Genomic DNA, 19,517 nt, shown 5'->3' on the forward strand with positions numbered 1-19,517 from the left:
GCTGGGGCGGGTGGCAACGCTGCGCAGTTGTGCGGTGACGCATGACGCTGTGCCGGTGTCCCAGTGCGCCATCGAGGAACCCGTCCGGAGTGATGCCGGCATGTCCGACCGGAACACGTTCATGAGGATCGCCGACCACTACCGGCGCTTGATCCTCACGGGGGAACTCGACCCCGGTACCAAGCTGGCCACGCAGCGGGAACTGTCGAAGACATGGGGCGTCTCGATCGCCACGGTCACCGGGGCGGTCCAGCAACTGGTGGTCGAGGGCTACCTGCTCACCTCCCCGCGCGGGACCTTCGTGGCCGACGAGCCCGAGGTGACCTCCGCCCCCCGGGACCGGCTGTTGCACGTCCAACGGGTCCGCTCCAGCCTGATGGATCACGAGACGAGCATCGTGACCGTGGCCGAACTCAAGGTGCCGCCGCTGTACGTCCAGGAGTTGTTCGGCCTCGACCCCGGGGACCAGTTGGTGCGCCGTGAGTTCGTCACGGGGCGGGGGAAGAACCGGACGATGTACCAGGGCGTGTACTACCCGGCCGAGTTCGCCGCGCTGGTTCCGGATCTGCTGTCCACCGCCCCGGGAACGAACGCCGGGCTCCTGGCCAAGGTCCTCGCAGCCACCGACCGGACGATCAGGCACGCCCGGGACGACATGCACGGCAGGTCGTCCAACGCGCGTGAGGCGTCCGCGCTCGGCATTTCGGTCGGCTCCCCCATCCTCGCGGGGGTTCACCGGTGGTCGGACGAGCGCGGCGTGATCGAGTACGGGGAGTGGTGCATCCCCGCGCGGTACACCATCGGCTACGAGTACGGCGCGGGGCAGTAGCCGGGCCACCTGTTCATCGGAGACCTGTGGAAGGGTTTTGACCATGGATGACCTGCGCAGCACTACGTGGCGGAAGAGCTCGTACAGCCACCAGGCGGGACAATGCGTCGAGGTCGCGATCGCGACCGTCGGTGGGGTGCCGGTCCGGGATTCCAAGGACCCGGAGGGGCCCGCGTTCGTGTTCCCGGCGGATGAATGGCGGTCGTTCATCGGCGCTGTCCAGGAGGGCGAGTTCGGCGAGGTCTGAGTCCTCGGGTGGGTGCGCAGGAAGTCGGCCGAGCCGACTTCCTGCGCAGCGACCCTGGAATCAAGCCGGAGCGAAGGGTAGTTGGAGTAGGCGCTGTCACAACCCCGGATGAGCAGCGGGCGGCTGCGTGACCATCGAGCTTCGCCACGACATCGACCTCACCGGGAAGGCCCGCCAGGTCCTGTTGGACGTTGGAGCGGGTAGCGACGCTACGCAGTTGTTCGGTGACGCATGACGCTGCGTCGGTGTCCCAGCGCGCCATCGAGGAACCCGTTCGGAGTGATGCCGGCATGTCCGACCGGAACACGTTCATGAAGATCGCCACGGTGACCAGGGCGGTCCAGCAACTGGCGGTCGAGGGCTACCTCTTCACCTCCCCGCGCGGTACACCATCGGCTACGAGTACGGCGCGGGGCAGTAGCCGGGCCGCCCGCTCGGGCGAGCGGGCGGCCCGGAACCTTCGGGATGTGGGGGTAGCTGCCGCGAAGAAGGCCGCCCGACGGGGAAACCCGCAGGCCGTGGGGTCGGGAGGGCGCTACGATCAAGGCCGATTTTCGTAGCGGGGGGCCAGGGGTGGAAGCGGAGAACGTCGTCGAGCCGGTCAAGGGCCGGGTGGGCATCAAGGTCGCGGTTGCGGCGGCGGTGGTCTGTGCCGTCGTGGCCGGGCTGTGGGGGGCGGGGCTGTTCGGGGGCTCGGCCGACCGGAGTGAGCAGGCCAAGGCGGTCGTGTGCGACGCGCCCCGGCCGGCCGACTCGGAGGGGTACGCGGCCGTCTGCGCCGCGCTGAACCGGCCGGACCTGCCCGCGCTGCTGGGTGCGCCGGGCGATCATGTCGTGGTCGCGCACCCGATGCCGATGGCGATCGGGAAGGAGCCGATGGTGGAGGTGCGCCTCCAGCACGTGGTCCTCGCCCTGATGGTGAGCACCTTCTCGGTGGACGACAGGTTCGAGATGCGGCCCGGCCTCACGGATCAGGCGACGGTCCTCGGCCACCCCGCCGCGACCTACGCGAGCAGCATGATGACCTTCGGCGGCAAGGCCGGGCCCAGCACCCGGAACATCCTCGTCGCCCAGGACGCCAAGGCCTCCGGCGGCCGGACGTTCGAACTCGTCGTCTCCCGCGAGGACGGCACGAGCGTCGACGACCCGGCCCTGAACCGTCTCGCCGCGGCCCTGCTGCCGACCCTCCCGGGCTGGGTCGCCGCGTAGGGCGGAGCCGGAAAACCAGGTGCCGCGAGCGCCGTGCCTTCCTACGCTTCCCGCCATGGACAGCACCTGGACCGGGCACCTGGTCAACGTCGTCGACGTCGAAGCGACCTGCTGGGCCGGGTCGCAGCCGCCCGGCGCGGTCAGCGAGATCATCGAGATCGGGCTGACCGTCATCGACCTGGAGGCCGGCGAGCGCCTCGCCCGGCACCGGGTGCTGGTGAGGCCCGTACGGTCGACGGTCAGCGAGTTCTGCACGGAACTGACCGGGCTCACCCAGGACGAGGTGGACCGGGGGCTCGGCTTCGCCGAGGCCTGCCGACTGCTGGCGGCCGAGCACCACGCGGGCTCGCGGCCGTGGGCCAGTTGGGGCGACTACGACCGCCACCAGTTCACGCGGCAGTGCGAGGCCACGCGCACGGCCTACCCCTTCGGCCGCCACCACACCAACGCCAAGGCGGTGTTCACCGAGGCGTACGGGCTGCGCAAACGTCCCGGCATGGCACGGGCGTTGGAGATCGCCGGGCTGCCGCTCGAAGGCCGCCACCACCGGGGCGAGGACGACGCCTGGAACATCGCGGCCCTCGTGCTCCACCTCGCCGAGCGGGACGTCTGGCCGGCCTGACGAACGCGCGGGCAGGGTCAGATCCGTGGGTGGCCGGAAGGCGCCGGACGCCGCGACCGTTTTCGGAGCAGCGTGGCGGTGCCTACAGCAGCAGTGAGTTGAAGGACCTGCCCGGTTGGTCCAGGCGGTGGCCCCAGTGCCGGCCCGCCCGATCGAGGATTCCGAGAAGGGTCCCTCGCTCCCGCAGCACGAGGGCGGAGCGCTCGATGACGATCAGGTAGTGGTCGGCGGGTGCCCAGGCCATGTCGCGGAGGCAGTCCGAGAGGGCGTCCCAGTTCCAGCCGAAGTAGGCCGGGAACCGCAGGTGGGCGCTCATCTGCTCGTGGACGCCTTGCTCGTCGCCCATTCTGGCGCCGTCCAGCCGGGCCACGTAGCTGGTTCCCGAGGGCGGGAGGAGGAACGAAGGGCGCTGGGCGTCCTCGTCGAGGTGGTGCACCCACGGCGCCCCACCGGTCCAGTAGTGGTCCATTGCTTCCCGTCCGTTGCTTCCCGTCCGTGGACATCGGTCTGCGTGCGACACGATAGCCGGGTGACATGATCCGGTCGGTGTCGAGTGTCGGTGTCGAGTGGGAGGAATGCGGCATGGGTGTCGAGCTTCGGTATCACGGCGAACTGGCCGGGCAGGTGCGGGAGGACCTGGTCGGGGTGTACGCGGAGGTGAGGGCGCCGTTGTTGCATCTGGCGAACTACTCCGTGGAGGCGTTCGGGGAGCGGCTGGACCGGCACCTGGACGGGGCCGGGTTCGGGCTGGTCCTGGCGTACGAGGGCGGGGTGGCGGTGGGGTACGCCTACGGGAACTCGGTGGGGGCCGACGATCCGTACTGGGGGCGGATGGCGGAGCCGCTGCCCGAGGGGTTCACGGAGGCGCCCGTGCTGGCGCTGAGGGAGATCGGGGTGCGGGACAGCCGGCGCGGGACGGGGGTGGCGCGGCAGTTGCACGATGAGTTGCTGGCGAGGCGGGGGGAGGGGCGGGCGGTGTTGATGGTCAACCCGGCCGCCGGGGACGGCAAGGTGCAGGCCGTGTACGAGCGTTGGGGGTACCGGGTGTTCAACAGCCAGGCGGCGACGCCGGATTCGCCACGGCTCGCGGTCATGCTCCGGGAACGGTAGTCGCCGACGGGCCGTCCGTTCCGAACGGCCGGAGGGCCCACCACCGGGTTTCGGTGGGGGCCGTCGGGCTGCCCTGGCGGCGAGGGGCCTACCTCGGGGTGAGGATCGGGACCGGGCGCTGCTTGATGGTCTTCAGGCAGAGCGTGTACTTGGTGTCGCGCCTCTCGTAGGTGAAGTAGCCGTCCGCCTCGGGGAAGGCCCGGCACGCGCTCTCGCCGTCGACGGTGTCGTCCTTGCGGGCCACCACGCGGGCCTCGGCGTCCGGACCGGAGCAGGGGACGATCTTCACGTCGGCGTTCTGGTTGACGGCGCCAGGGAAGACGAGCGGACTGTTGTTGTGGATGCAGTCGCCCGCCTCGGCGAACCCGGGGTCGTCCTTCAGGGTGAGGAACAGTATCGAGCCCAGGACGACCGGGATGAGGACACCGAAGATCACGGGCCGCAGGTACACCGGCTTGCCGGGGTCCATCGACGGGCCGGGCGCGCCCGGAGCCGGCTCCGGCAGCTTGTTGACCTTCAGGCGCTGCGGGACGTTGAGCAGCATGATGATCGGGTTGACGATCATCGAGGGAATGCCCCACCAGCCCTGCCAGAGGCTGTCGGAGGTCATCTCACGGTGCGTGGCGATCCCGCAGGTGCGGCAGAACGGGCCCTGGCGCTTGAGGTACTTCAGGATCACGATGAAGCCCAGGTGCCCGCGGAAGGTCGCGTTCACGGCCGGGACGGCGCCGCAGTGCGCGCAGGCCAACTGCTCCTCGCCGTCGGCGGGGGCCGGGGTCGGGTGCGTGGCGGCGGGTACGGTGCCGTGCTGAGGCTCGGCGTGGTGCATGGAAATGGTGGGTCCCCCGTGAAGAACATGAACGTCTGTGCGGGAAACCTATCGTGGACGCAACAGTGCCTGAGACCAACAGGTTTTGTGGACGGGGAGTTTCACCGAACCGTGACCGCCGGCCGATCGGCCGACCAGCCGACCGGCACGCGCCGATCCTCGTCAGGTGGCAGACCTCGTCAGGTGGCGTCCGTGTTCTCCGAGAGGACGACGAGGCTGACCGGTAGCCGGTCGGTGAGCTTCATGGCGAGGGCGTTGGCGGTGGCCTGGGTGAAGCCGCCGCTGATCACCGCGTGGCCGCCGGTGATGGAGCTGAGCACGGCCGGGTGGGAAGCCACCACGCCGTCGACCACGATCGCGAACTGGTTGGTGGGCGAGGCCTGGGTCGAGAGCCGTCCGGTGACGTCGGCGAAGGCCTTCGCCCCGGTGTCGTCGAAGGTCAGCATGACCTGCCAACTGGTGCCGACCTGGGGGTCGATGGCGACCTCCGCCTTCTTGATGTTCTTCCCGTCGACGGTCACCGGCCCGAGGGCGAGCTTCTCGTAGAAGCCGGTCGTGGTGGCGCTCTCGGAGCAGGCGACGGCCCCGGCCGTGGGATCGCCCTGGTGGTTGGTGCGCTGGTCCAGCGCGGTGCAGTTGAGCTGGCGGAAGGGCTCCGCCAGGTCGGCCGGCACCGCGCCGTCGAGCGGCACGACCGGGGCGGTCGGCACGACCGGCGCGGTCGGCGCGGTCGGGGCGGTGGTGCCCACCGGGTCGGAGGGCAGGGACGGGGCGATCGCGAGCACGGGCCGGAAGTAGAGCTGTCCCTGCGTGGCCAGGGCTTTGAGGTACTCGCTGTTGGCGCGGATCGCGGACAGCGTGATGCGCCCGGAGTCCACCGCGACCTGCGGGTCGGTCAGCCCGAGCACCGCGGCCCGCTTCCTCATCTGGTCGGCGGTCTCCTGGAGTTCGGCCGGCGTCACCGTCCAGCGGGGCTGGTAGGTGACGGTGGTGCGCGGGCCGGTCGGAACCGCGGAGGCGCTCTTCGACGTCGAATCGGCCGTACCCCCGCTGGTGCAAGCGGTGAGCAGCACCGCCAGCGCCGTACCGGACAGGAGAACTCCGTACCTGGCTGTCATGCTCACCAGTCTTCCGTCCGCAACCTGAAATCTCGCTCGGCTTGACCGATATGTGACCTACGGACGACCCGGAACCCAGGGAAGGGGCGTGGCCCCGTGTTCATCGTGCTCGTCCTGCTCGCGGCGGGCGTCGGCCTGCTTCTGATGGGCTACGTCAAGTTGCACTCAGCCGTTCCCACCTGCTTCGGCACGCCCATGGAGCCGGGCCAGGTCTGCCACGCCCGCAGCAGCACCTCGTTCGGGGAGGGCATGCCGACGCCCCACGACTCCACGTACGCCGAGCAGTTGGACAACCTGACCAGCGGCGGCTGGACGGCCGTCACCATCGGCGTGGTGCTGGTGGTGCTCGCGCTGCTGGTGGGTGTCTCGGTGGTGGTCGGGGCGCTGCGGGAGGAGTAGGGCGCAAGTCGGGTGGCCCGAGCGGCTGACGGCGCATCGAATGGCGCACGGTCGAGGTGTGACCGTTCGCCCACGATGCGGCCCTCGCGGAGGATGGGGGAGGCCGGGGGTTCGAACAGTCCTGCGCGTCGGTGGGATCGACCCGGTGGCCCCGTCCGAAGAGTGGGAAGAGTGAGGAGTGCGCTCGTGGTGGGTTCCGCACGCCCCCGGCTCGCCGTCCTGGCGGCCGCCCTGGGCTCGTTGGCGCTGACGGCCCAGTCCCCGGCCGCTGCCGCCGCCGCTCCGGAGGCGGGCAAGCCGCCGCCGTACCCGGTGGCGCAGGTGCTGGACGGGGAGCAGAAGCTGCCCACGGTGAAGGAGGTCACCTCGCTCTGCGAGCGCGTGAAGGCCTGCGACTTCCGGATGTACGGCGCCCCGCGCGAGTACGTGAGCGCAGTGCTCTCCGTCGGCAACGCGGCGATCAACTGCACCGACTCGGACATGGTGGTCGACCGCACCGTCACCTTCGTGACCAGCAGCACGGACAACATCGCGGGCCAGATCTCCGGCAAGGCCGCCATCGAGGGCGGGGTGGACACCACGGTGACCGTCTCCGGCTCGGGGACGGCGACGGCGGGGGTGGTCAACGGCGTCACCAACTTCGGGCCGAACAAGGACAAGGGCCCCTCCACCGAGGACCAGGCCAAGAACACGGCCGAGGCCACGGGCACGGTCGCGGGCTCCAACGCCCTGCACCTGGGCGCCAAGGCGACCTTCGAGCTGGCCTTCCAGGCCTCCTTCTCCCGGCAGTGGCAGATGGTGACCACCGAGTCGACCAAGGTGCAGTTCACCGTCAGCCCCGGGGACGAGCTCCAGTTCGGGGTGGTGAACGCGATGTCGCGGACGGCGGGCGAGCTGAAGGTGAACGGCGGCGGCAAGCTGATCAAGAACGTGACGGTGGACAGCCCGTCGAGCGTCAACGTCAGCTCGGTGGTGGCGCAGACGTACTCCGTCCCGGACAAGTGCCTGTCCCTGCGGCCCCCGGGGCGGGCGGCCCTCGGCCTGCTCGCCGTCCCGCCCGAGCGGGCGGAGAGCGCCCGCCGGGCGCCGGACGCGGTCCATGTTCTTGCGGGGAGGAAGCGATGAGGCGGACGGCTCTTCCGGTGGCGCTGGCCGCCGTCGTCCTGAGCGCCGCTCCGGCGGTCGCCGAGACGGCCCCGGCCGTGGACGAGGCCGCCGCCATCGCCTCCAAGTGCGGTGAGGAGTACGGCTGTTCGTACCGCATCCTGCCGGAGGTGTCGCGCGAGTACGCCGCGGCCGTGCTCTCGGTCGGCAACACGGCGATCAACTGCACCAACAAGCCGATCGACATCGAGCGCAGCGTCGTCCTGGAGTCGAGCACCACGGACAACATCGCGGGCCAGATCTCCGGCAGGGTCGCGCTGGAGGGGACGATCGACAACACCACCGACGCCTCGGCGAGCGGCAGCGTCAGCAACAAGACCGAGGTCACCCACATCGACCACACCGCACCCTCCGACAAGGGTCCCAACGCGGACATCTCCAACGGCGGGACGTTCAACGCCGGGGGCACGGTGAGCGGCGCCGCGCAGCTCAAACTCAGCGCGAAGGCCTCCTTCGAACTCGCCTTCCAGGCCACGTACTCGCACGAGTGGAAGCGCAGCATCAGCGAGACCACCCAGGTGAAGTTCACCGTGCGCCCGGGCGACGAGCTGCAGTTCGGCGTCCTCAACGCGATGAACCGCACGGTCGGCGAGCTGCGGGTGGACGCGATCGGCAAGCTGATCAAGAACGTCGTCGTCGACAGCCCGTCCAGCGTGAACGTCAGCACCGTCGTGGCGCAGACGTACAGCGCCAAGGACTACTGCCTGTCGATCCGCCCGCCGGGGCGCGCCCTGCCCGGCGGCCTGGTCGAGGCGCCGCCGCGCGCCCCCGGGGCCGTCCCGACCGCCCGGTACCGGCTGGTCGGCGGCGCGTGGCAGGCGATGGCCTGACGGAGCGAAGCGGATCGGCCGCCCGCCCCTTCCCGAGGGGCGGGCGGCCGATTCCCGTACGGCGTCTACGGGTTGAGGATCTCCGTACGCGTCGGCATCCCCGCCGGGGGCGCCTCGACGGTGAGCAGCCGCTTGTCCGTCCCGGCTCCGTTGTCTGGCGTCCCGGCGGTCGGCCGGGCGGAGCCGCAGCGCTGCAGCTCGACCTCGGTGAGCGGCCCGCTGCGCTGGTAGTAGCGGTCCGGCATGGCGGTGGACGGGACGTCGAAGGCGGCGTCCAGCCGGTACTTGTTGCGGGAGTTGGTGAAGCTGCCCACCACCCGCTCGCGGGCCGGCTGCACCTCGACCCAGCTCATCTCCCCGGGCTGGATGGTCGGGTTGAGCTGCTTGACGGTCGTCCGGCTCCAGGTGAGCGGCTGGCTGGTGGAGACCGCCGCCGTGTTGCCGCCCGCCGTGCTGTACCCGGCCGCCGCCTGCGCCGCCAGGTTGGGCCGGCTCACCGAGATGTCGGAGCGGCTGGGCACCAGCGGGGCGCCCTTGAGCGCGTAGTACTGGGTGAGGTTGTCGTACGGCGGCTCGGTGACCTCCAGCCGCCGGTCGTCGACCACGGCGTTGCGGGTGCAGTTGATGTACACCTCGCCGACGATCCGGGTCTGGCCGTAGTACGGGTAGGAGTACTGCTTGTCGACGGTGAAGACGCAGTTGCCGGCGCTGCCCTCGCAGTCGTCCACCGCGACGCCCGGCTCCAGCGCCTCGTTGCCCTTGTACGCCTTGGGGCCGGGCATCTGCTCCTTGCGGACGCGCTGGTCGACGGGCGCCGGGGTCTGCTTCGCGCCGACGTTGGTGATCAGCGGGCCGCAGGACAGCGAGTCGCGCTTCTCGGCGGACTCGAAGGAGACCATCGGGTTGTCCTCGGGCGCGGTGAACTCGAAGGTCCGCCCGGTGGTCCAGTTGGCGGTGCCGACGGTGTCGCTGCCCTTGGTGGTGACCTGCGGGTCCGGCGGGTTGCCGGGGGCGATCAGCGCGACGTTGTACGTCTGGCCGTCCTTGAGCTGCTCGGCCGTGCAGCGGCGGTCCACGCCCGGGCTGTCGTCCCAGCTGAGCGTCACGTGCGAGCCGCTGCGCACGCCCCAGAGCCGGGTGCGCAGGACGAGCGGGGCGCCGTTCCAGTTGAGCGAGGCGGCCTGGTAGCCGCTCGGGTGCTGGGCGAGGGCCTTGCCGAAGACGACGCCGTTGTTCTCCGGGGACCAGTCGGTGTGCCCGGCGGCGGTGCCGTTGTCGGGGGCCGTGGGCTGGGCGAAGGTGCCGTTGAGCACCGGGACGTCGACGGTGTCGGCGGCCTGCGCGGGCGGGGCGGCGGAGAGGACCAGCAGGCCCGTGGTGAGCAGGGCGGGAGCGAGTCGGCGCATCAGCAGAACCACCACTGGCTCGGCGGGACGACGGCGTCGCCGGGCTGGACCGAGCCCGTCACGGCGTTGGGCAGGGCGCACAGGTCGTTGGCGGCCGCGTTGGGCTCCTGGTCGCGCGGGACCTTGTTGAAGTCCTCCACCGCCTTGGTCTCCTTGTCGATGGCGGCGTTCTCCTTCTCGCCCTTGCCGGCCACCGAGGCCAGGCAGTCCTTGTCGGAGGGCGGGCACTTGTCGATCTTGTCCTTGTTCTCGGCGGAGGTCTTGCACCCGGGGTCGTTCGGCTTGTCCTTGCAGGGGTCGCTGGAGCCGGTGCTCTGGGGCGCGCCGAGGGGCGGAGCGGTCTGCTTGGCGAGGACGTTGGTGATCAGGGCGCCGCAGGAGGGCTTGTCGGTGTCGGTGGAGGTGAAGGTGACCTTCGGGGCGTCCTCGGCGGCGGTGAAGGAGTAGGTGCGGCCGTAGAACCAGTCGGCCTTGGCGTTGGGGGCGTTGGTGGTGAAGGCGCCGTCCGTGTTGCCGTCGCCCGCCACCGACACGGTGTAGGCCCGCTTGGCGTTGGAGGAGCTCACGCAGGAGTCCGGGGTGTCGTCCCAGCTGACGGTCACGGTGGCGCCCTTGCGGACGCCGCGCAGGCGGGTGCTGATCGCGATCGCGTTGGTCCAGGCGAGAGTGGCCGCCTGGTAGCCCTGCCGGTGCCCGGCGCGTTTGGCGGAGGCGACGCCACCGGGACTGTCCCAGCCGTCGACGCCCTTCTCGAAGGTCTTGTCGGCGGGCACGGTGGGGGAGGAGAACGTGCCGTTCACCACCACGGCCGGCTCGGTGTCCTCGGCCCCCGCCGGTACGGGGGCCGCCAGGGCGATGGCGCCACCGAGGGTGACGGCCAGGAGTCTGGATCGATGCGTCCGCAGCACGGTTCTGCTCCCACTCAAGTCGGCTTGGATGTCCGTTCCTTGGGGGTGTCGGGCGGACTGACGGCCCATCGGCCCCCCGGGTCATGCTTCGGGGGCCCGCTACGGGCCGCAACCGAGGGCGGTCCGATAGGGCGAAGACGAACGATTGGGCTGGTCCGTAGGTGTGGAAAGTCCTCCGCATCCGCACGGACGTTCTGCTCACTGGGCAGGCATTCAGACGATCCGATCATCACTCCAGCCCTGGCCGGGCGGCGCCCGCACGCGCGCCGTCCGGCCGGGACTGTGAGGCCCCCTCATGTCACCCCTCTCGCCGCTGACCCTCCCCTGCCACGCCTATCCACGAGGACCAGATGCTCCCCCTGCACCGCACGCTCCGCCGCCTGCCCGCGACCGCCGTCCCCGCAGCCGTCGTCGGCCTCGCCCTGCTCGGCACCGCCGCGCTGCCCACCTCCGCCGCCTCCGCCTACGACCTGCGGCTGCGCTCCTGGGGCCTGAACACCAGCGGCCAGCTCGGCGACGGCACCAAGACCCAACGGCTCACCCCCACCTCGGTGGTCGGCCTCTCCGGCGCCGAGCTCAACGCCGTCGCCGCGGGCGGCACCGGGGGCTCCACCGGCTCCGGCTTCGGCCTGGCCCTGCTCGCCAACGGCACCGTCGAGGCCTGGGGCAAGAACGACAAGGGCCAACTGGGCAACGGCGCCACCAGCGCCACCGACGAATGGGCCGTCCCCGGCCTGGTCGCGGGCCTCGGCGGCGTCGAGGCGATCGCCGCCGGAGGCTCCCACGCCCTCGCCCTGCTCAAGGACGGCACCGTCAAGGCCTGGGGCCTCAACGACAAGGGCCAGCTCGGTGACGGCACCACCACCAACGCCAACCTGCCGGTGGTCGTCGCCGGGCTCGACGACGTCAAGGCCATCGCCGCCGGAGACACCTTCAACATGGCCCTGCTCAAGGACGGCACCGTCAAGACCTGGGGCAACAACGACAAGGGCCAGCTCGGCATCACCGCCAAGCCCGTCAAGTCCACCGACCCGGTGCCCGCCCCCACCCCGGCCACCCGCACCACCGCCGTCGCCGTCCCCGAACTCACCACCGTCAAGGGCCTCACCGCCGGGGCCTCGCACGCCCTCGCGCTGCTCGCGGACGGCACGGTGATGGCCTGGGGCCTCAACGACAAGGGGCAGCTGGGCGACGACACCACCGCCAACAAGCCCTACCCCGTCCCCGTCCTGGAACTCAAGAACGTCACCGGCCTCTCCGCCGGTGCCGCCCACAGCCTCGCGCTGCTCACCGACAAGACCCTGCGCGCCTGGGGCAACAACGCCAACGGCCAGATCGGCGACGGCACCACGACCCAGCGCAACACCAGCGTGCCCGTCACCGGCGTCACCAACGTGACCGGCATCGCCACCGGTGCCGCCCACACCCTGGCCGTGCTCGCCGACGGCACCGTCCAGGCCTGGGGCCTCAACGACAAGGGCCAGCTGGGCGACGGCACCACCACCCAGCGCCTCACCGCCGTGCAGGTGCTGGCCAAGTCCGGCAGCGTCGCCATGGTCGCGGCCCCCTCCAACGGCAGCTTCAGCCTGGCGCGTTGACCGTCCCCACCTCCTTCGCAGGAAGGCACCACATGACGAACCCCCGTACGCGGCTCCGCTCCCTGCTCGCCGCCTCCGTCGCCGCGCTCACCGCCCTCGGCCTCGCCGCGATCCCGGCCGGCACCGCCGAGGCCCAGGAGAAGCGCCTCAAGTCCTGGGGCAACAACCGCTCCGGCCAGCTCGGCGACGGCACCTGGACGGACTTCCGCACCACGGCCACCACCGTCCTCGGCCTCACCAGCGCCGAGGTCGTCAAGATCGCCGCCGGAGGCGCCGGCCCCACCAACGGGCACGGACTGGCGCTGCTCACCGACCGCACCGTCCAGTCCTGGGGCGCCAACACCAACGGGCAGCTGGGCGACGGCTCCGTCTTCAGCCACAACGCGCCCGGCCAGGTCGTCAACCTCTCCAACGCCACCGACATCGCCGGCGGCGGCGCCCACAGCCTCGCCCTCCTCGCCGACCAGACCGTCGTCGCCTGGGGCAGGAACAACTACGGCCAGCTCGGCAACGGCACCAACATGGACAGCAGCGTCCCCGTGCGCGTCGAGGGCCTCAACAAGGTCATCGCCATCGCCGGCGGCCTCAACCACAGTCTCGCCCTGCGCGAGGACGGCACCGTCTGGTCCTGGGGCTACAACATCAACGGCCAACTGGGCGACGGCACTTCGGCCAGCCGCAACGTCCCCTCCCCGGTCGCCAACCTGACCGGCGTCACCCGCATCGCGGCCGGCTGCAACCACAACCTCGCCCTCGTCGGCCCGCCCAGCGGCCCCGCCAAGCCCACCAGCGGCAACTCCATCAAGGCCTGGGGCTACAACGCCACCGGCCAGCTCGGCGACAACAGCATCATCAACCGCTACACGCCCGTCGACACCCAGGGCATCTGGCTCGGCGGCGTCTCCCAGATCGCCGCCGGCTGCAACCACAGCCTCGCCGTCACGGACAGCGACAACAAGCTCAAGGCCTGGGGCCAGAACACCTCCGGCCAGATCGGCGACGGCACCACCGACTACCGCATCACCCCCGTCCCCGTCCCCGGCGTCACCGGCGTCCAGATCGTCACCGGCGGCCGCGAACACACCGCCGCCCTCCTCGGCGACAACACCGTTCGCTCCTGGGGCGCCAACGGCTCCGGCCAACTCGGCAACGGCACCACCACCGACAGCTCCACCCCCGTCACCACCCTCACCGCCCTCACCGGTGTCGACAAACTCGCCGCCCCGGTCGGCGGCGACTTCAGCCTCGCCAACTAGCCCGCGCCCGAAGCGAAGGAGCCCGGAAGGCGCGTGCGTGCCTTCCGGGCTCCTCGGGGTCTGCCCGCTGGTGCTAGAGGACGCGGTGGAGCCAGCCGTGGGTGTCCGGGGTGCGGCCGTGTTGGACGGCGAGGATGTGGGAGCGGAGGGCGAGGGTGTGCTTGCCCGGGGTGGCGTCGGCGACGGGGAAGGTGGTGGTGGCGGACTTGAAGGCGGTGATGGGGGTGATGACGGCGGCGGTGCCGGCCGCGAAGACCTCGGTGACGGTGCCGTCGGCGGCGCCCGCGCGCAGGTCGTTGAAGGAGAAGGGGCGCTCGACCGGGGTGAGGCCGAACTCGTCGGCGAGGGCGAGGACGGTGTCGCGGGTGACGCCGTCGAGGATGGTGCCCAGGCCCGGGGTGAGGAGTTCGCCGGTGGAGGTGACGACGAACAGGTTCATCGTGCCGGACTCCTCCAGGTTGCCGTCGCCGCCGGTGTCGTCCAGGTAGAGCACCTGGTCGCAGCCGTTGCGGCGGGCCTCCAGCTGGGCGGCGAGGCTGCCGGCGTAGTTGCCGCCGCACTTGGCGGCGCCGGTACCGCCGCGACCGGCGCGGGTGTACTCGGTGGTGACCCAGAGGGTGATGCCGGTGACGCCGCCGGGGAAGTACGGGCCGGCCGGGCCCGCGATGACCGAGTAGACGATCCGCTCGGCGGGCCGGACGCCGAGGAAGGCCTCGGAGGCGAACATGAACGGGCGTATGTAGAGGCTGGCCTCGCCGTCGGCGGCGGGCACCCACTCCCGGTCGGCGCGGACGAGTTCCTCGACGCTGGTGAGGAACTCCTCCTCCGGCAGCTGCGGCAGGGCGAGGCGCTCGGCGGAGCGGGCGAAGCGGCGGGCGTTGAACTCGGGGCGGAACAGCCAGACACTGCCGTCCGCGTGCCGGTAGGCCTTGAGCCCCTCGAAGATCTCCTGGCCGTAGTGCAGCACCGCCGCGCTGGGGTGCAGCGAGAACGGCGCGAGCGGCTCGACGCGCCGGTCGTGCCAGCCCTCCTCGGGGGTCCAGACGGCGGTGGCCATGTGGTCGGTGAAGTGCTTGCCGAATCCGGGGTCGACGAGGATGGCGCGGCGCTCCGCCTCGGGGACGGGGCCGGTCGTCCTGGTCAGGGGGTACGCGGCTGTGGTCATCGTCAACTCCTGTGCGGGGAGGGGGCCGTGGTGTCGGCGGCCCGGTCATGCTAGCGCCGCTCCGGTGCTGGTGGGACGGGGTATCCGCGATGAGAGACCGTCTCGGAGTGCGGACGCGGGAATGGACCCGGACGATCACGGGGTTCTGCCCGGGCCGAGTTCCCTCTAAGCTGGCCGGGCAGCTGGTTCGCCCTGTCCGCCAGGCAGGCGCGTCGTAAGAGGGAACCCGGTGAAGCCTTTCGACAGGCCATTCCGGGACTGCCCCGCAGCGGTGAGCGGGAACGACCGCCGTCATGTGCACTGGGCCCGACCGGGCCTGGGAAGCGACGGCCAGTAGGAGAGCCCCTTCGGGGGACGTGCCCGCGAGTCCGAAGACCTGCCACTGCCCGTGCGCGGCCGATCGCGCGCGGAGTCCCGGTGACCTCGTGGGCGGGTCGGCGTGCGATCAGGTGGTGGACCCGTTCCCGGGTGCCGTCCGCCCGGTCGGTCGTTCCTTCGCGCCTCCGTGTCCCCGTGCCGTCCCCGGGACCTCAGAGTCAGACTCGCGAAGGAGAGTCCGTTGACCGAGAAGTCCGTAGCCGCGGCAAGCGTGGCCACCGCGCACGGCTACCCCCGCCAGGGCCGTAACCGCGAGCTCAAGAAGGCGATCGAGGGCTACTGGAAGGGCGCCGTCACCGCCGACGCGCTGCTCGCCACCGCCGCCGGGCTGCGCCGGGAGAACTGGAGCCGGCTCGCCGAGGCCGGCGTCGGGGAGGTCCCCACCGGGGACTTCTCCCTCTACGACCACGTGCTGGACACCAGCGTCGCCGTCGGCGCGATCCCGCCCCGCCACCGGGAGGCCGTCGAGGCCGACCCGCTGGACGGGTACTTCGCCATGGCCCGCGGCACCCAGGAGGTGGCGCCGCTGGAGATGACCAAGTGGTTCGACACCAACTACCACTACCTCGTACCCGAGTTGGGCCCGGACACCGCCTTCGCCGCGAACCCCGCCAAGCAGGCCGGTGAACTGCGCGAGGCCCTCGCGCTCGGCCACGAGGCCCGTCCGGTGCTGGTCGGCCCGATCACCTACCTGTTGCTCGCGAAGCCCGCCCCGGGCGTGGCCGCCGACTTCCAGCCGATCACCCTGCTCGACCGCCTGCTGCCCGTCTACGCCCGCCTGCTCGCCGAACTGCGCGCCGCCGGCGCCGCGTGGGTGCAGCTGGACGAGCCCGCGCTCGTCCAGGACCGCACCCCGGCCGAACTGAACGCCGCCGCCCGCGCCTACCGCGAGCTGGGCGCGCTCACCGGCCGGCCGAAGCTGCTGGTCGCCAGCTACTTCGACCGGCTCGGCGAGGCCCTGCCCGTCCTCGCCAAAGCGCCCGTCGAGGGCCTGGCCCTGGACTTCACCGGACCGGCGGCCGCCAACCTCGCCGACCTCGCCGCCGCCGGAGGGCTGCCCGGCAAGCGCCTGGTCGCCGGGGTGATCGACGGCCGCAACATCTGGATCAACAACCTGGAGACCTCCCTCTCCACCCTCGCCACCCTCCTCGGCCTCGCCGACCGGGTCGACGTCGCGCCCTCCTGCTCCCTGCTGCACGTGCCCCTGGACGCCACCGCCGAACGGGAGTTGGACCCGCAGATCGCCCGCTGGCTCGCCTTCGCCCGGCAGAAGGCCGCCGAGGCCGCCCTGCTCGCGAAGGGCCTGCGCGAGGGCACCGGCGCGATCACCGCCGAACTCGCCGCCAACCGCGCCGACCTGGCCTCCCGCGCCAACTCGCCCGTCACCCACGACCCGGCCGTACGGGCCCGGGCCGCCGCCGTCACCGAGGCCGACGCCCGCCGCGCCCAGCCGTACCCGGAGCGGGCCGAGGCCCAGCGCGCCCGGCTCGGCCTGCCGCTGCTGCCGACCACCACCATCGGCTCCTTCCCGCAGACCACCGAACTGCGCACCGCCCGCGCCGACCTCACCGCCGGCCGGATCGACTTCCGGGCCTACCGGGAGCGCATCGAGGCCGAGGTCCGCGAGGTCATCACCTTCCAGGAGAAGGCCGGACTGGACGTCCTCGTCCACGGAGAGCCCGAACGCAACGACATGGTGCAGTACTTCGCCGAGCAGCTCACCGGCTACCTCGCCACCCGGCACGGCTGGGTGCAGTCCTACGGCACCCGGTACGTGCGCCCGCCGGTCCTCGCCGGGGACATCTCGCGGCCGCACCCGATGACCGTCGACTGGTTCCGCTACGCGCAGGGCCTCACCGTCCGCCCGGTCAAGGGCATGCTCACCGGCCCGGTCACCATGCTCGCCTGGTCCTTCGTCCGCGACGACCAGCCGCTCGCCGACACCGCCCGTCAGGTCGCCCTGGCCCTGCGCGACGAGGTGACGGACCTGGAGGCCGCCGGCGCCGCCGTCGTCCAGGTCGACGAGCCCGCCCTGCGCGAGACCCTGCCGCTGCGCGCCGCCGACCGGCCCGCCTACCTGGACTGGGCCACCGAGGCGTTCCGCGTCGCCACCTCCGGGGTCCGCGCGGACACCCAGGTCCACACCCACATGTGCTACGCCGAGTTCGGCGACATCCTGCGCGCCATCGACGAGTTGGATGCCGACGTCATCTCGCTGGAGGCCGCCCGCTCGCACATGCAGGTCGCCGGGGAGCTGGCCGGCGCCGGGTACCCGCGCGAGGTCGGGCCGGGCGTGTGGGACATCCACTCGCCGCGAGTCCCGGACACCGAGGAGGCCGTGCGCCTGCTGCGCGCCGGTCTCGCGGCGATCCCGGCCGAGCGGCTCTGGGTCAACCCGGACTGCGGGCTCAAGACCCGCGGCTGGCCCGAGACCAGGGCCTCCCTGGAGAGCCTCGTCGGCGCCGCCCGCACGCTGAGGGCCGAGCTGGCGGGCTGACGGCCCCGCCCGCACCGGGCGCGGCGGCCGTTCGGGCCGCCGCGCCCGGTGCGGGAAAGGACGCGCGTACGGCGCGGCCGGCGCCCGGCCCCCGGCGGGCGGGCGGCTGCTGGTGAACCCGGACCGCCGCAGCCGGGTACCCTGTCCCGTCGTCCTGGACGAAGACCCCGACCGCGCCGCAGACCCCGGGCGCACCGCACCGACCGGAAGCCCCGTATGAGCCAGCAGACCGACAACAGCAGCACCGAGCCCCTCGGCGAGAGCGTGATCCTCAAGCACGGCGAGGTCGCCCTCAAGGGCCGCAACCGCCGCATGTTCGTCGAGCGCCTGGAGAACAACCTGCGCGCCGCCCTGCACGGCATCGGCGGCTCGACCTGGATCAGGACCCAGGGCCACCTCACCGTGCTCGGCGGCCAGGTGCCGATGGAGGAGCTGGTGGAGCGGGCGCGGCGGGTGATCGGATTCAGCTCCGTCGAGCGGACGCTGCGGGTGCCCAGCACCCTGGAGGCGATCGAGGTGAACTCCGTCGCGCTGCTGCGCAAGGCCTGCGAGGGCCGGGAGGCCACCGGCTTCGCGGTGCGCGGCAAGCGCCGCGACAAGTCCTTCCCGCTCACCTCCACCCAGCTGGAGCGCGAACTCGGCGCCCACGTCCAGCCGCTGGTGCCGGGCCTGCGGGTCGACCTGACGAGGCCCGACCTCACGCTCTCGGTGGAGGTCGACCACCGTGAGACCTTCCTCTCCTGCGAGCGTCACCCCGGCCTGACCGGCCTGCCGGTGGGCTCCAGCGGCCGGGCCCTGGTGCTGCTCTCCGGCGGCTACGACTCGCCGGTGGCCGCGCACCGGGCGATGCGGCGCGGGCTGGCCTGCGACTTCGTGCACTTCAGCGGCGCGCCGTACACGAATCCGGCCTCGGTCTACAAGGCGTACGCCCTCGCCCGCGAGCTCAACCGCTTCCAGCCGCCCGGCGAGCTGCACGTGGTCGCGCTCGGCAAGGCCCAGAAGCAGCTGGCGGTGGCCGGCGCGGGCCGGCTCCAGGTCGTCGCCCAGCGGCGGCTGATGGTGCGCACCGCCTCGGAGCTGGCCGCGCGCCTCGGCGCCCAGGCCCTGGTGACCGGCGACAGCCTGGGCCAGGTCGCCAGCCAGACCCTCGCCAACATGGCGGCGGTGGACCAGGCGGCGACGCTGCCGGTGCTGCGGCCGCTGATCGGCTGGGAGAAGCAGGAGATCATCGACCAGGCCCGCGCGCTCGGCACGGCCGACATCTCGGTGCTGCCGGACGAGGACTGCTGCCAGCTCCTCGCCCCGCCGCAGGTCGCCACCGGCGCCCGGGTCGGCCAGCTGAAGGCGGTGGAGCAGCGCCTCGACCTGGACGAGCTGGTCGAGGCGCTGCTCGGCGCGATCCAGGTGATGCACCCGGGCCGCGAGGACGGCGAGGCGCCCGCCCCCACCTGCGAGGTCTAGGGCAGCGCCCGCCCGACCTGCGACGGCCGGGGCAGCGCCCGCTGGCCCGGCCCGTCGTACGAGGCGAGCGGCCGGATCAGGGCGTTGTGGGCGAGCTGCTCGCCGATGGGGGCCGTCCGGCCGGTGATCCGGCTGGGGACGAAGATCGGCGTGAACACCGGGGTGTCGAAGCCCATCAGGTGGTAGGCGAGCCCCGCCGGGTGGTCCAGGTCGGGGTGGATGCCCTTGCGCTCGAGCACCGCCTCGCGCAGCGCGGTGTGCAGGGCCGCGAGGCGGGCGGCCTGATGACGGCCTGGGCCCGGTACTCGGCGGAGTGCTCCTTGGTGTACGTGTCCAGGATCGCGGACGCGGCTCGCCGGGCCCGGGCAGGTGGACGGCGTGGTCGGCCCGCGGCCGGGCATGCCGAAGCCCCGGCCTCCCCTTCGCGCGGGGAGGCCGGGGCTTCGGTGCGGGCGGCCGGGGACGGAGGGACGCCGCGCCCGCTCGTCCGG

At 72.1% G+C, this 19,517-nt stretch carries 18 protein-coding genes, 1 pseudogene and 1 riboswitch; of the genes and pseudogenes, 12 read left to right on the top strand and 7 right to left on the bottom strand.

The genetic code is table 11. From position 1 onward, the window contains the following. Positions 1-100: 100 nt before the first annotated feature. The 4 genes from ACIRRS_RS05375 (at position 101) to ACIRRS_RS05390 (ending at position 2,907) form a co-directional block, all read left to right on the top strand. Complete coding sequence (locus ACIRRS_RS05375; RefSeq protein WP_402965329.1) at positions 101-829, top strand: GntR family transcriptional regulator; 729 nt, start codon at positions 101-103, stop codon at positions 827-829. A 43-nt stretch (positions 830-872) separates the two neighbouring features. Continuing rightward, positions 873-1,076 carry a DUF397 domain-containing protein gene (locus tag ACIRRS_RS05380; protein ID WP_402965331.1) on the top strand — a complete coding sequence of 68 codons (204 nt, stop codon included), beginning with the start codon at positions 873-875 and terminating at the stop codon, positions 1,074-1,076. Positions 1,077-1,649: 573 nt separating this feature from the next. Continuing rightward, positions 1,650-2,285: a DUF6215 domain-containing protein gene (locus tag ACIRRS_RS05385; RefSeq protein WP_402965333.1), complete on the top strand. Its 636-nt coding sequence runs from the start codon at positions 1,650-1,652 to the stop codon at positions 2,283-2,285. Positions 2,286-2,340: 55 nt separating this feature from the next. Then, positions 2,341-2,907, top strand: coding sequence for an exonuclease domain-containing protein (locus tag ACIRRS_RS05390; protein ID WP_402965335.1), 567 nt, complete (start codon positions 2,341-2,343; stop codon positions 2,905-2,907). An 82-nt stretch (positions 2,908-2,989) separates the two neighbouring features. On the opposite strand, the gene ACIRRS_RS05395 is transcribed toward ACIRRS_RS05390, so the two are convergent. Continuing rightward, positions 2,990-3,376: a barstar family protein gene (locus ACIRRS_RS05395; protein ID WP_402965337.1), complete on the bottom strand. Its 387-nt coding sequence runs from the start codon at positions 3,374-3,376 to the stop codon at positions 2,990-2,992. A 113-nt stretch (positions 3,377-3,489) separates the two neighbouring features. On the opposite strand from ACIRRS_RS05395, the gene ACIRRS_RS05400 reads away from it, so the two are divergent. Continuing rightward, positions 3,490-4,017, top strand: coding sequence for a GNAT family N-acetyltransferase (locus ACIRRS_RS05400; RefSeq protein WP_402965339.1), 528 nt, complete (start codon positions 3,490-3,492; stop codon positions 4,015-4,017). An 88-nt stretch (positions 4,018-4,105) separates the two neighbouring features. Here the strand turns inward: ACIRRS_RS05400 and ACIRRS_RS05405 are convergent, their stop codons facing one another. Together ACIRRS_RS05405 and ACIRRS_RS05410 are read right to left on the bottom strand one after the other, a co-directional pair. After that, positions 4,106-4,846, bottom strand: coding sequence for a hypothetical protein (locus ACIRRS_RS05405; protein ID WP_402965342.1), 741 nt, complete (start codon positions 4,844-4,846; stop codon positions 4,106-4,108). 179 nt (positions 4,847-5,025) lie between these two features. Further along, positions 5,026-5,964 carry a SecDF P1 head subdomain-containing protein gene (locus tag ACIRRS_RS05410; RefSeq protein WP_402965345.1) on the bottom strand — a complete coding sequence of 313 codons (939 nt, stop codon included), beginning with the start codon at positions 5,962-5,964 and terminating at the stop codon, positions 5,026-5,028. 96 nt (positions 5,965-6,060) lie between these two features. Here ACIRRS_RS05410 and ACIRRS_RS05415 point away from each other — a divergent pair, with 96 nt between their 5' ends. From ACIRRS_RS05415 to ACIRRS_RS05425, 3 genes are all read left to right on the top strand, one after another. Then, the gene (locus tag ACIRRS_RS05415; RefSeq protein WP_402965347.1) at positions 6,061-6,363 is read left to right on the top strand and encodes a hypothetical protein; all 303 of its coding nucleotides are present in this window, start codon (positions 6,061-6,063) and stop codon (positions 6,361-6,363) included. A 186-nt stretch (positions 6,364-6,549) separates the two neighbouring features. Beyond that, positions 6,550-7,488, top strand: coding sequence for a hypothetical protein (locus ACIRRS_RS05420; protein WP_402965350.1), 939 nt, complete (start codon positions 6,550-6,552; stop codon positions 7,486-7,488). Further along, positions 7,485-8,357 (top strand): hypothetical protein, encoded by an 873-nt coding sequence (locus tag ACIRRS_RS05425; protein ID WP_402965353.1) that lies wholly within the window; start codon positions 7,485-7,487, stop codon positions 8,355-8,357. Before ACIRRS_RS05420 ends, ACIRRS_RS05425 begins: the two co-directional genes overlap by 4 nt. 65 nt (positions 8,358-8,422) lie before the next feature. Here ACIRRS_RS05425 and ACIRRS_RS05430 read toward each other — a convergent pair whose 3' ends face one another. Then, complete coding sequence (locus ACIRRS_RS05430; protein WP_402965355.1) at positions 8,423-9,763, bottom strand: hypothetical protein; 1,341 nt, start codon at positions 9,761-9,763, stop codon at positions 8,423-8,425. Then, a complete protein-coding gene (locus ACIRRS_RS05435) occupies positions 9,763-10,689 on the bottom strand; it encodes a hypothetical protein (protein ID WP_402965358.1) in 927 nt (308 codons plus the stop codon). The genes ACIRRS_RS05430 and ACIRRS_RS05435 overlap by 1 nt, the downstream gene beginning before the upstream one ends. A 332-nt stretch (positions 10,690-11,021) precedes the next feature. On the opposite strand from ACIRRS_RS05435, the gene ACIRRS_RS05440 reads away from it, so the two are divergent. Together ACIRRS_RS05440 and ACIRRS_RS05445 are read left to right on the top strand one after the other, a co-directional pair. After that, positions 11,022-12,269, top strand: coding sequence for an RCC1 domain-containing protein (locus ACIRRS_RS05440; RefSeq protein ID WP_402965360.1), 1,248 nt, complete (start codon positions 11,022-11,024; stop codon positions 12,267-12,269). A 32-nt stretch (positions 12,270-12,301) separates the two neighbouring features. Next, positions 12,302-13,525, top strand: a complete 1,224-nt coding sequence (locus ACIRRS_RS05445; protein WP_402965362.1) for an RCC1 domain-containing protein — start codon at positions 12,302-12,304, stop codon at positions 13,523-13,525. A gap of 73 nt (positions 13,526-13,598) precedes the next feature. Here ACIRRS_RS05445 and ACIRRS_RS05450 read toward each other — a convergent pair whose 3' ends face one another. Beyond that, positions 13,599-14,690: a branched-chain amino acid aminotransferase gene (locus ACIRRS_RS05450; RefSeq protein WP_402965365.1), complete on the bottom strand. Its 1,092-nt coding sequence runs from the start codon at positions 14,688-14,690 to the stop codon at positions 13,599-13,601. 183 nt (positions 14,691-14,873) lie between these two features. Continuing rightward, positions 14,874-15,072: riboswitch (cobalamin riboswitch) on the top strand. Between the two features lie 177 nt (positions 15,073-15,249). Between ACIRRS_RS05450 and metE the strand changes: the two genes are divergently transcribed. Both metE and thiI read left to right on the top strand, forming a co-directional pair. Continuing rightward, entirely contained in the window at positions 15,250-17,565 is a 2,316-nt protein-coding gene (gene metE / locus ACIRRS_RS05455) for a 5-methyltetrahydropteroyltriglutamate--homocysteine S-methyltransferase (protein ID WP_402965367.1), read from the top strand. Positions 17,566-17,781: 216 nt separating this feature from the next. Beyond that, positions 17,782-19,026, top strand: a complete 1,245-nt coding sequence (gene thiI, locus ACIRRS_RS05460; protein WP_402965370.1) for a tRNA uracil 4-sulfurtransferase ThiI — start codon at positions 17,782-17,784, stop codon at positions 19,024-19,026. On the opposite strand, the pseudogene ACIRRS_RS05465 reads toward thiI, so the two are convergent. Then, a pseudogene (locus ACIRRS_RS05465) lies at positions 19,023-19,310 on the bottom strand (citrate/2-methylcitrate synthase); the annotation flags it as partial. The gene thiI and the pseudogene ACIRRS_RS05465 sit on opposite strands and share 4 nt — an antisense overlap. Between the last annotated feature and the right edge of the window lie 207 nt (positions 19,311-19,517).

Origin of the sequence: Kitasatospora sp. NPDC101183 (genome assembly GCF_044767945.1) — a bacterium.
Classification (GTDB): Bacteria; Actinomycetota; Actinomycetes; order Streptomycetales; family Streptomycetaceae; genus Kitasatospora.

Bases quoted from the DNA above. Each gene is read 5' to 3' on its own strand.
- ACIRRS_RS05390 (WP_402965335.1), top strand. From the start codon at position 2,341: ATGGACAGCACCTGGACCGGGCACCTGGTCAACGTCGTCGACGTCGAA.
- ACIRRS_RS05405 (WP_402965342.1), bottom strand. From the start codon at position 4,846: ATGCACCACGCCGAGCCTCAGCACGGCACCGTACCCGCCGCCACGCAC.
- ACIRRS_RS05410 (WP_402965345.1), bottom strand. From the start codon at position 5,964: ATGACAGCCAGGTACGGAGTTCTCCTGTCCGGTACGGCGCTGGCGGTG.
- ACIRRS_RS05450 (WP_402965365.1), bottom strand. From the start codon at position 14,690: ATGACCACAGCCGCGTACCCCCTGACCAGGACGACCGGCCCCGTCCCC.
- ACIRRS_RS05430 (WP_402965355.1), bottom strand. From the start codon at position 9,763: ATGCGCCGACTCGCTCCCGCCCTGCTCACCACGGGCCTGCTGGTCCTC.
- ACIRRS_RS05380 (WP_402965331.1), top strand. From the start codon at position 873: ATGGATGACCTGCGCAGCACTACGTGGCGGAAGAGCTCGTACAGCCAC.
- ACIRRS_RS05375 (WP_402965329.1), top strand. From the start codon at position 101: ATGTCCGACCGGAACACGTTCATGAGGATCGCCGACCACTACCGGCGC.
- ACIRRS_RS05425 (WP_402965353.1), top strand. From the start codon at position 7,485: ATGAGGCGGACGGCTCTTCCGGTGGCGCTGGCCGCCGTCGTCCTGAGC.
- thiI (WP_402965370.1), top strand. From the start codon at position 17,782: ATGAGCCAGCAGACCGACAACAGCAGCACCGAGCCCCTCGGCGAGAGC.
- ACIRRS_RS05395 (WP_402965337.1), bottom strand. From the start codon at position 3,376: ATGGACCACTACTGGACCGGTGGGGCGCCGTGGGTGCACCACCTCGAC.
- ACIRRS_RS05400 (WP_402965339.1), top strand. From the start codon at position 3,490: ATGGGTGTCGAGCTTCGGTATCACGGCGAACTGGCCGGGCAGGTGCGG.
- ACIRRS_RS05445 (WP_402965362.1), top strand. From the start codon at position 12,302: ATGACGAACCCCCGTACGCGGCTCCGCTCCCTGCTCGCCGCCTCCGTC.
- ACIRRS_RS05440 (WP_402965360.1), top strand. From the start codon at position 11,022: ATGCTCCCCCTGCACCGCACGCTCCGCCGCCTGCCCGCGACCGCCGTC.